Here is a 7725-nt window from a genome sequence, read left to right as displayed (position 1 = left end):
GGCTCGGGACCAGGGGCGTCGGGCGGGTGGTCAGGCCGCCGGCGAGAGTCCAGCGCGCCAGAAGGCTCGGTTCGGTCATGTCATCCCCCTCATTGCCCGTTGAAGGCCAGCGACCGCCCCGCGAAGAACGCTGCTGACTGTGACGTTAAGGTCACCGGCATGACGACTCCAGACCACGTCACCCTGCTGGACCTGGATGCGATCAGGGCGAAGGGATGGGCTGAGCGCGCCGACGTCCCCGACGCCGAGTTCGACCGGGCCGAGGCGTTCTACACGTCGATGCGCGCCCACGACGAGCGCCTGCACACCGTCCGCGTGCAGGCGTCGGCGCTCATCGAGCAGTGGACCGGACATCAGCCGCGCGACGTCGGCTCGTTTGGTACCAGACTGAACCTGGAGACCTCCGACCTGGACCTGGGTATCGGCTACCCGGTCGAACGTCGGGACGAGCTGATGGCGACGCTCGACGGCCGCGCCCGTTTCCTGGGAGAGCGCCACACAAGCTTCTCCACCACCCGGCTCGTGTTCACCTTCACCGTGGACGACATCGAGATCGATCTCAGCGCGTTGACCGTGGACGATTTCGCGGTGGCCGGCCGGATGCTCGACCAGATCGACGCGGCGATGAGCCACGACGAACGGGTCTGCCACACCTGGGTCAAGCACCTGCTGCGCGCCACCGGCCGGCTGGAGGACTACGCCGCCTGGAAGCTGGTCACCTACGCCCGGTTCTGCCCGGAGTTCCACTGGGTGCCGATCCCGGAGAAGACCGGCTCCTGACCGCAGCGTGCCGCGCGTCGGGTCAGCTGCCACGGGAATCCGCCGCATTGATCAGCATCCAGCCGGTAGTCCGCGCCCAACGTCGGTGCTCCCGCCCGAGCAGGTCGGCATGCCGCGTCGCGAGCCTCGGCAGCAGGTCGTGCACGGTGGCCACGAGAACGTCACGCAGCAGCGCCAGACGCTCCTCCACCAGCACGTCGACCCGCGCACCCATCGCGTCCTCGTGTGCGGTGCCGGCATCCAGCGGCTGGGCCTCGATCGCGGCGATCAGGTCACCGAGCACGGCGTAGCTGGCGTCTTGCGAGTTCTCCAGGGTCGTCAGGTCGAATCCGAGGATCGTGACCGGGCAAGGTCGGACACGCCGATGCCTCCACTGCGAGAGGGGACGGCCGCTGGCCTATGCTGATATCTCGGTTCGACCACAACATCTGGCACTTCCCGCGATGCGCTCGCGCTACCTGTTGTGATCGTCGCCGGATGTGGCCATACAGAATCAACGTGTCGATCGAGAGGAACGCGCCGTGGTTGACGCAACGCCAACGATGGGAACCCGGACGCCGGGTGCCGTGGCACGGCGGGCGCCTCGGCATCGCAAGTCCGTGACGAGGTCGTTCACGGTCGGCGGCGCCTACGGTTTCATCATCGCGTCCCTGCACGCCGACGGTTCGCTGGCGGACGTCAATCTGATCATGGCGAAGCAGGGGTCGACTCTGCGCGGGATGACCGAGACCGTCTCGTCGGCGATCTCGACTGGTCTGGCACACGGCGTGGCGCTGGTGACGTTCGTTCGGCAGTTCGCCGACCTGCGATTCGAGCCGGCGGGACTGACCGACGACCCGGAGATCCCACGGGCCACGTCGATCATCGATTACGTGGTGCGGCGCCTGGCCTTGGATTTCCTGCCGTTGGAGGACCGGGCCGCATTGGGCGTGCTCACGCCGCTGGAGCGCGCCGAGGTCGCGACCGAGCCCACACCGGTGCCGCCGACGTGGTCGGACACGCCGGGAATGCCGATGTTCGTGCCCTTCGAGATCCCAGTCCAGGTCTCGCCCTGAGAGGCTTCTGCCCGCTGGGGCGGTTCACGTGCTCTCGTCGGTAAGAACGTGACGTGCTGCGATCAGGGCGCTGTCGATGTCATCACAGATCGTGACGGATGGCAGCATGTCGAAGCTGGCGTGTGGGGCATTGAGGCAAGACGAGGTTCAGGCGTTCCATCCGTGAACGGCAAATTTTCGTCCTGCCTCGTAGAGTTCGATTCCGATTCGCGTGTAGGGGTAGGTATTGTCAGGGAGGCTATTCAGCGGAAACCAGGAGATTCGGGCACACTTGTGTGGTTCCGCGTTGACGGGCTCTCCGTCCCAGCGTGCCGGCCGGAAGAACAGTCCAAGTCGTCCTTCCCCGTGTTCGTTCCGAAAATGGACCGTCGAGGCGAGTTCCAGGGACCCGCGATCCAGATGGAGGCCGATTTCTTCGTGTGCCTCGCGGAGCATCGCGGCGGCGACGTCCTCGCCTTCTTCGAGCTTGCCGCTCGGGACATTCCACTCGTTATCCGCAAAACCGGTGCCGGATCGCAGGGCGAGGAGCACCTGGTCGCCGCGGACGAGGAGTAGCAGAACGTCAATGACGCTGGTATAGGCCACGGTTGGGATTCTCTTCCCTCGGCAGAGCGGGTGTTTGTCAGCGGGTGGTCGGGTCGAGGCCGAGAGCGGTGAGCTGTTCGGCGATCCAGTCGACGCGCTGGCTGGTGGACATGTTCGGCGGGATGTCGTATACGCGTTGTCCGACGCTGGCGCAGGTGCTGCGCACGACGCGGTCGGCGGCTGGCTGCATGTCGAGTACTTGGGACCGGTAGGGGTCCCCGACCTGCTGCTGGTCGAAGCGGTCGCAGCAGTAGAACACCGCGTCGTACACGTAGGACCAGGCCCGGCAGAACGTCTCTATCGCTTGGAGCACAGGACCGTGGGGTCCGTCGGGGCCGCCGGGCAGGACCAGCCAGGCGTACGCCAGCACGTTCGCGATCGTCTTGTCCGCGATGACCATCGTGTGGCCGCGGGCGGTGCGCAGCTGGCTGGACAGCTGCGCGGCGAACAGATCGACCTCGGTCTCCAGGTCGAAGCTGCCCTTGCCGTGGACGACGATTTCCTCGATGAACGGCGAGTTCCTCGCGGGTTCGGGCACAGCGGTGACGTGTACGCCGCGTTCCCGGTAGTAGGCGGCGAGGGCGTGGGTGAGGGTCGTCTTGCCGGAGGCGTGGGTGCCCTCGACCGCGATGACAAGGCAGTTCCGCAGCATCAGCGAGGTCCTTCCTCGACGAGCCGACGATCGCCGTCGACGCCGTGATGGCGCTTCAGCCGGACAGGACGGGCTGGCGGGCCGGTGCACATCAGGCGGTCTCGGTGCGGACGCTGGTGGTCTGGTCCCAGGCGGCGGCGTCGACGAGAGCGTCGAGGTGAAGGTCGTCCCACTGGTAGTGGCCGGTATTCCGTGCGGCGATCAGTGCGATCGCCAGCGCATGCCCGACGGACTGACGCAGCGGATCGAGCACTGCCAGCGAGCTGGCGGCCTCTGCCGCGTGGCCGCCAGGGGACCGGTCCAGGCCGTGGAGGCGGTGGCGGGCGCAGAGGTCTGCAAGTGTCGCCGGACCGGTCCTGTCCGCGGTGTCGAGGAGACGCGCGAGCCCGCGTTCGGGGTTCTCCTCGCCCCATGCGGCGGCGACGGACGTGATCCCTCGCACGGGCCGGCCGATGGCGGCGGTCAGGAGGGACAGCTCGCCGGCGAAGCGGTGGCCGGCGAGGACCGCGGCCTGACGTCGTGCCTGCACGAGCAGACCGTCGACCAGGGCGACGATCGCGGGTACGTCCGCTGCGTCCTGGGCGGCGACAGCGTGGAAACCGAACCGCAGCGTCGTGTCGGCAACCATCAGCAGGCGCCCCCGCGGCAGCCGCAGATACACCGCCCCGGCCGCGGCCGGAGAGAACCGATCGGTATGAACGACGGAGAACGCGGCCAACAGCGGGGTCCGCTCGGCGAAGGGCCGCCGTGCGGCCCCGAACGGCGTGTCGGCCCAGTCGAGGTTGGTCGCCTCACGCATCCGCGATCCTGAGCATGCCGCGTTGCGCCGGCGGCCGATCGGTCCGGGTGACCGTATGGATCGACCGTCCCAAGTACTTGGCGTAGTGGTTGCGCTTGAACCGGTAACGCGCCCAGATCGCGGTGATCGGCTCGTCGAGCAGGTTGCCCAACGGTTCCAACAGGTCGGGTGCGTCGTAGACCGGCCAGGCACTGGCCCGCCCCGACGGCCCGACGACGATCATGTGGCCTTCGGTGTCCGGGGTCCACGCCGTCAGCCGAAGCGCCGGCCGCCAGTCGTGCACGGCCCGCAGCTCGGTCAACCGCGCGAACGTCGCCGTGGCCTCGTCCACGCTGATGAACTCATGCTCGGCGAGGTCGAGCGCGTTGCCCTTGCGCAACGGCAGGATCAGCTTGAGTTTCCCGGCGTCGAGCAGGTCGGCGATCTGGTAGGTGAACGGCAACGCGGCCAGCGTCGAGCGATAGACCACCGCCGACAGCGACAGCGGCAGGCCCGCGTCCTGGAACGCCCGCACCCCAGCCATGACCGTGTCGTAGTCGCCCCGGACCCGGTTCGTGGTGGCCCGAGGCCCTTCCAACCCCACGTTGACAAAGCTGATCTTGCCGGCCAGGTGACGCGCATGCTGGAGGCCGCGCGTGGCGTTGGTGGGCACCCCGATCACGGTGCCGGCGAACATGTCGACGACGTCGACGAAATCCCTGCGCAGCAGCGGCTCACCACCAGAGAGGAACACCCGCGGAACCCCGGCCAGGTTGTCCCGCATCCGTTCCAGCGCGTCCAGGGTCGGGTCGGGCTCCTGCAAGACCTCCGAACAGAACGAGCAGTCGAAGTTACACCGCTTCGTGACCTGCACGATCACCGAGAGCGGGCCGGTTGCAGCTGCGGCGACCGTATCCAGATCCACCGAATCTGCAAGGCTGAAGTGATGCCCATCAGTGAAGATCACGGGCTCACCAGCGTGCGAACGTTCCTCATCGCGGGCGGACCGCGCCGCCACAGGAGCGACGGGCGGCGGAGGTGCGGAAGAAGCGATCATCAGTTCCTTCTCGACATGGGCCACGCGCGGCGAGGACTCAGCTGACCGCCGCTATCGTGACGGCGAGCTACCGCGCCGACGCTGAACGCCCCCAGCCTCCCAAGCAACCGGCCGACAAACATTCCCCACAGACAGAACATCCGATTCGGGCCGATGCACCATCGCTGACCTGCCCGAAAGCACTCCGGCGCGCCCACAACTTCGTCCCGACAGCAGCGAAACGTTCGGCTCCCTCCGGGGTCAGCCCGCACCGCGTCCCGGCTGGCGGGAGACCGCCGGCGGCGGCACCCGCAGCGCTTCACGTTCCGAGCGGCGGGGCGGGGCCTGCGATCATCGGTGGTGATCGAGGATCGTGGTCTGCACACGATGTTCTCCTACGGCCTCGCGTCCCTGATGCGGCAGCACGTGGTCGAGGTGAACGCCGCCGTGTCCTGGCTCGACGGGCTCGGCACGTGTCCGGGCAGGATCGACGTTGGTGCGCAGTTGGGGCAGGTGCTCAGGGTCGGCGCGAGCCCAGCCCAGGACTCTGGCGCGCTCCGGGCTAGGGTTTCGCCGTGACGCGTGATGAGATGCCGGAGATGAACGCTGTTGCACCTGGCCTGGAGGAAGGGGACCTTCGGATAATTGCGGAGGGCTTCGGGTTGGGGCCGGTTCGCCGGGTCGAGTTCCTCCCTGGCGGGATCATGAACCGTAATTGGCGGATTGAGACTGCCGCCGGGTCGTTTGCTCTCAAGCTCTTGTTGGACGTTTCTGCTGAGGTGGCGTGCCGTAACGCCCGCGTGTTGGTTGACTTGAGGGCCGCCGGGCTGCCGGTCTGTGCTCCTGTGCTGACTCCCGCCGGGGAGGTGCTGTTCCAGGCGGGGTCTGGCGATTATCTGGTCTCGTCCTGGGCGGAGGGGGCCCATCGCGAAGGGACTGATCTATCTTCGGGTGAAACAGAGTCATTCGGGTCGCTGGTAGCCGATATTCACAACGCGCTTCATGCACAGATCGGCGCTTCGCTGCCTGAGGCCGGTGAGGCTCCGCGGGCGAAGATAACCGCTGCGGAGCGGGCCCTTGAGAAGGCCGACCGCCTGCTGACCAGGATCGCTGTTATCCCCGAACCGACCAGTTTCGACATGGCTGCTCGGGACCTGCTCGCGGAGCGTAAGGTCCTCATCGAGAAACATCGGTCGTGCATACCGTCGGGGGGCACGGGCGGATGGTTGTTCGGCTGGACCCATGGCGATCTGCAGTACCGCAACGTCCTGCACCACGAGGGGACGGTCAGCGCAGTCCTTGACTGGGACCGCATTGCGGTCAGGCGGCTGGGTGAGGAGGTGGCGCGTACCGCGCAGGTCCAGTTCGGCGGTGAGCACGGCTATCTGGATCTGGAGCGGGTCGCGGCGTTCGTGACCGGCTACCGCGCTGTGAAACCGTTGCCGAGAGACGATCTGGTCGAGGCAGTGGATCGGCTGTGGTGGAAGCGCATGTCCGATTTTTGGATGTTCGAGTTTCACTACGACCGTGGCGATCATGGCCCTGATGCGCTGATGGAGCCCAGTGAGCGGCTGTTGGCGTGGTGGACGGACCAGCGTGATGAGGTGCAGGCCGCGTTCGCTGCGGGAGCCTGACCGGGGCCGGCCGGGCTTCCGCAGCGGACGCCTCAGAAATCGATCATGGTGCGGATGCCGCGTCGTGCGGTTGCGTGGTTGAATGCTTCGTTGATCTCGTTCAGCGGGAATCGGGTCGTGGCGATGTCGTCGGCGAGCAGCCGGTGTTCGGCGGCCATCCGTACGTACGCCGGGATGTCGTGGTGGGTGCGAACCTCGCCCATGACGGAGCCGGTGAGGCTTCGGCCGTGGCGGAGCAGGGCGCCGGGAACTTTGATCTCGCTGCCGGGTGGCATCATCCCGATGATGACGGCGCGTCCGCCGGGTGACAGTGCCTCGAACGCGGCCGAGGCCAGGGTGGGGTCACCGACGGCTTCGACTGCGATGTCGACTCCGTGCTGGTCGGTGGCGGCGGCGACAGCCGCGGGGATGGTGTCGTGTGCCGGGTTGATGGTGTGGGTCGCGCCGAGAGAGCGGGCGGCATGCCTGCGGTGGGCTTCGGGGTCGGCCGCGAGGATGCGGGTCGCGCCGGCGATTCTCGCGGCCTGGACGGCGCCCAGGCCGACACCGCCGCAGCCGATGACGAGTACGGATTGGCCGGGACGGATAGCCGCGGTGTTGAGGACGGTCGCCATCCCGGTGGTCAGGCAGCAGCCGAGCAGGGCGGCGGCGGCGAAGCTGACCTGCTCGGGAATGGGGATGAGTGCGGCGGCGTCGACGAGCATCAGCTCGGCGAGGGCGGACACGCCCAGGTATTGGCGGAACGGCTGGCCATTCAGGCTGAGTCGGGACTTCTGGCGTTGTTTGCCGCTGGAGTCGGTGCAGTAGACCATCCGTCCGGACAGGCAGTTCCCGCACTGGCCGCAGGGGATCTGGTCACAGACGAGGACTCGGTCTCCGGTGGTGAGCCCGGTGACGTCGGGGCCGAGGTGTTCGATGGTGCCGCTGGCTTCGTGGCCGAGCACGGTGGGGGCCGGGTAGGGGAACAGGCCGCGGGCGAAGTGCAGGTCGGTGCCGCAGATGCCGACGCTGGCGGTGCGGACGAGGACCTCGCCGGGGCCGGGCGTGCGGAGCTGGATGGGCTCGATGGTCATGGGCGTGCCGGGGGTGTGCAGGACGGCGGCCTTGGCGGTGAGGGTGGTCATGGCGATCTCCTGTTTCGCGGTCGGGGTCAGAAGGGCAGGCGGGTGACCGCGAGGGCCGCGGCGACTTGTTCGAGGTAGGCG

The 7725-nt window shown here is 67.6% G+C and carries 10 protein-coding genes; 4 read left to right on the top strand and 6 right to left on the bottom strand.

Going from position 1 to position 7725, the window contains the following annotated elements; genetic code table 11:
- Window positions 1–159 precede the first annotated feature (159 nt).
- The gene (locus tag NBZ85_RS24175; RefSeq protein ID WP_055752537.1) at window positions 160–780 is read left to right on the top strand and encodes a hypothetical protein; all 621 of its coding nucleotides are present in this window, start codon (window positions 160–162) and stop codon (window positions 778–780) included.
- Between the two features lie 22 nt (window positions 781–802).
- Here NBZ85_RS24175 and NBZ85_RS24170 read toward each other — a convergent pair whose 3' ends face one another.
- Window positions 803–1063: a hypothetical protein gene (locus NBZ85_RS24170; RefSeq protein WP_055752538.1), complete on the bottom strand. Its 261-nt coding sequence runs from the start codon at window positions 1061–1063 to the stop codon at window positions 803–805.
- A gap of 259 nt (window positions 1064–1322) precedes the next feature.
- Here NBZ85_RS24170 and NBZ85_RS24165 point away from each other — a divergent pair, with 259 nt between their 5' ends.
- Window positions 1323–1835 carry a TSCPD domain-containing protein gene (locus NBZ85_RS24165; protein WP_264762211.1) on the top strand — a complete coding sequence of 171 codons (513 nt, stop codon included), beginning with the start codon at window positions 1323–1325 and terminating at the stop codon, window positions 1833–1835.
- Window positions 1836–1982: 147 nt separating this feature from the next.
- Here NBZ85_RS24165 and NBZ85_RS24160 read toward each other — a convergent pair whose 3' ends face one another.
- The 4 genes from NBZ85_RS24160 to NBZ85_RS24145 all read right to left on the bottom strand — a co-directional run bounded on the left by NBZ85_RS24160 (window position 1983) and on the right by NBZ85_RS24145 (window position 4775).
- Window positions 1983–2420 carry an NUDIX hydrolase gene (locus NBZ85_RS24160; RefSeq protein WP_256790435.1) on the bottom strand — a complete coding sequence of 146 codons (438 nt, stop codon included), beginning with the start codon at window positions 2418–2420 and terminating at the stop codon, window positions 1983–1985.
- Between the two features lie 37 nt (window positions 2421–2457).
- Window positions 2458–3072: an AAA family ATPase gene (locus NBZ85_RS24155; RefSeq protein ID WP_256790434.1), complete on the bottom strand. Its 615-nt coding sequence runs from the start codon at window positions 3070–3072 to the stop codon at window positions 2458–2460.
- Between the two features lie 91 nt (window positions 3073–3163).
- Complete coding sequence (locus NBZ85_RS24150; protein ID WP_261562653.1) at window positions 3164–3871, bottom strand: hypothetical protein; 708 nt, start codon at window positions 3869–3871, stop codon at window positions 3164–3166.
- On the bottom strand, window positions 3864–4775 hold the full coding sequence (locus tag NBZ85_RS24145; RefSeq protein ID WP_261562652.1) for a radical SAM protein: 912 nt from the start codon (window positions 4773–4775) through the stop codon (window positions 3864–3866). Before NBZ85_RS24145 ends, NBZ85_RS24150 begins: the two co-directional genes overlap by 8 nt.
- 468 nt (window positions 4776–5243) lie before the next feature.
- Here NBZ85_RS24145 and NBZ85_RS24140 point away from each other — a divergent pair, with 468 nt between their 5' ends.
- Window positions 5244–5465: a hypothetical protein gene (locus NBZ85_RS24140; RefSeq protein ID WP_235490735.1), complete on the top strand. Its 222-nt coding sequence runs from the start codon at window positions 5244–5246 to the stop codon at window positions 5463–5465.
- A complete protein-coding gene (locus NBZ85_RS24135) occupies window positions 5462–6520 on the top strand; it encodes a phosphotransferase (protein WP_256790422.1) in 1059 nt (352 codons plus the stop codon). Before NBZ85_RS24140 ends, NBZ85_RS24135 begins: the two co-directional genes overlap by 4 nt.
- Window positions 6521–6552: 32 nt before the next feature.
- Here NBZ85_RS24135 and NBZ85_RS24130 read toward each other — a convergent pair whose 3' ends face one another.
- Window positions 6553–7644 (bottom strand): zinc-binding dehydrogenase, encoded by a 1092-nt coding sequence (locus tag NBZ85_RS24130; RefSeq protein ID WP_256790421.1) that lies wholly within the window; start codon window positions 7642–7644, stop codon window positions 6553–6555.
- Between the last annotated feature and the right edge of the window lie 81 nt (window positions 7645–7725).

Origin of the sequence: Frankia tisae (genome assembly GCF_025403405.1) — a bacterium.
Taxonomy (GTDB): Bacteria; Actinomycetota; Actinomycetes; order Frankiales; family Frankiaceae; genus Frankia; species Frankia tisai.
The sequence above is the reverse complement of the archived record's forward strand: the minus strand, read 5'-3'. Positions and strand labels throughout refer to the sequence as shown.

What these genes read in the sequence shown, in the direction of transcription:
- NBZ85_RS24175 (WP_055752537.1), top strand. Translation starts at nt 160, where the DNA reads ATGACGACTCCAGACCACGTCACCCTGCTGGACCTGGATGCGATCAGG.
- NBZ85_RS24165 (WP_264762211.1), top strand. Translation starts at nt 1,323, where the DNA reads ATGGGAACCCGGACGCCGGGTGCCGTGGCACGGCGGGCGCCTCGGCAT.
- NBZ85_RS24155 (WP_256790434.1), bottom strand. Translation starts at nt 3,072, where the DNA reads ATGCTGCGGAACTGCCTTGTCATCGCGGTCGAGGGCACCCACGCCTCC.
- NBZ85_RS24150 (WP_261562653.1), bottom strand. Translation starts at nt 3,871, where the DNA reads ATGCGTGAGGCGACCAACCTCGACTGGGCCGACACGCCGTTCGGGGCC.
- NBZ85_RS24130 (WP_256790421.1), bottom strand. Translation starts at nt 7,644, where the DNA reads ATGACCACCCTCACCGCCAAGGCCGCCGTCCTGCACACCCCCGGCACG.